Source organism: Pseudocitrobacter sp. 2023LY-00077 (assembly GCF_055796175.1).
Genome location: NZ_JBSPEI010000040.1, coordinates 1 through 1,234, shown reverse-complemented (window position 1 = coordinate 1,234; position 1,234 = coordinate 1). Strand labels below are relative to the sequence as shown.

Genomic DNA, 1,234 nt, shown 5'->3' with positions numbered 1-1,234 from the left:
AAGAATGAAGGCGGTGCAGCATGAAGGCACTAATAACCAGGTCGCTAAAGCGGCCTTTTTTATTGCTGGCATTCACCTTCAACCGAATTAACCGACAGTTCATGGAGCACTGACTATGACACCAGATACCCTTGATGCTGCAAGCGAGCTAACTCAGCAGCGAATAGAAATGGCGGTAGCCGCTCACAGACTCAACCACTCAGCAGTATCAGAAACGCACTGTGAGGAATGCGGTGAGGAGTTGCCGGAGGCTCGCCGGAAAGCGTATCCGGGATGCACGATGTGTGTGGAGTGTCAGAGCAATATGGAATTGCGTAAGAAGATTGGGGGGATGTGATGGATTACAGCAAGCTGAGTGATTTCGAGATAAACACCGCGGTGTTTGAGGCTATTCATGGCGGCTCACCGGACTACAAAGAAGGTGATGGCGGCGCGATGGTTCTTATCTCATATGAAGGGGATGTTGTTGGGGGTGATGCCGTAGAAGTGGAAGTTGAACGTGGTGTATTCAACCCATGCAACAACCCGGTAGACGCATGGCCCATTATTGCTGAAAACAAAATCAGTATTTACGCAGCAATACTTGGTGATAGTCGCGGTGAATGGGGCGCTGAATCATCATCCACTGATTATTACCATTTTCACAACAATGCACTCCGCGCCGCAATGATCGTCTTCCTCATGATGCAGGACTCAGCCAATGTTCCAGCTAATTCAACGGGGTCAGATATACGCTGACAACGCCGGGTGGCCCGTCATCATCCACAGCTGCACATCACAGATAGTCCGCTACTGGCGACAGGGCCGGATTAACACCGCTTCAATCGACCGATTTCAGCAATATTTCGAATACCTCGACTTTCACGAGGCGAGACGTATTCGTGCCGAATTGGAGACGAGCGAGCACATTAAATCGCTGCGTGCACAGCGTGCGGCATGAGGAGGAATTATGGGAAAGATGACGTTCGTCGTTGAGTATGAGGATGGCAAGGAGCCGCCCGTCAGTGCTGCCGATGAGTTCATGGGCGGTCGTTTGGTTGCGGCGGCACTTTATGATTATCGTGATGACTTTTTCACGGAAGAGCAAAAAGAAGCTATTGCCGAAATGCTGGAGGAGTCCGAGTGGCATGATCATGTTGAGCCGCAGGAAGCAGAAGCAATTATGAAAAAGGTCGAATTTCTCACCGAATGACGCAACTGATAGCCAGTTATGAGCTGGCTATTGGGTGCGAAA

4 protein-coding genes are annotated in these 1,234 nt (G+C 50.3%); all 4 read left to right on the top strand.

The window, feature by feature from the left end:
- Positions 1-115: 115 nt before the first annotated feature.
- Genes ACWWFX_RS24810 through ACWWFX_RS24795 form a run of 4 tightly spaced genes read left to right on the top strand, consistent with a single transcriptional unit; the run spans position 116 to position 1,192 of the window.
- The gene (locus ACWWFX_RS24810; RefSeq protein WP_473225052.1) at positions 116-337 is read left to right on the top strand and encodes a TraR/DksA family transcriptional regulator; all 222 of its coding nucleotides are present in this window, start codon (positions 116-118) and stop codon (positions 335-337) included.
- Complete coding sequence (locus ACWWFX_RS24805; protein WP_473225051.1) at positions 337-738, top strand: phage protein NinX family protein; 402 nt, start codon at positions 337-339, stop codon at positions 736-738. The genes ACWWFX_RS24810 and ACWWFX_RS24805 overlap by 1 nt, the downstream gene beginning before the upstream one ends.
- A complete protein-coding gene (locus tag ACWWFX_RS24800; protein WP_473225050.1) occupies positions 701-940 on the top strand; it encodes a DUF4222 domain-containing protein in 240 nt (79 codons plus the stop codon). Before ACWWFX_RS24805 ends, ACWWFX_RS24800 begins: the two co-directional genes overlap by 38 nt.
- Positions 941-949: 9 nt before the next feature.
- Positions 950-1,192, top strand: coding sequence for a hypothetical protein (locus tag ACWWFX_RS24795; protein WP_125391941.1), 243 nt, complete (start codon positions 950-952; stop codon positions 1,190-1,192).
- Positions 1,193-1,234: the final 42 nt, after the last annotated feature.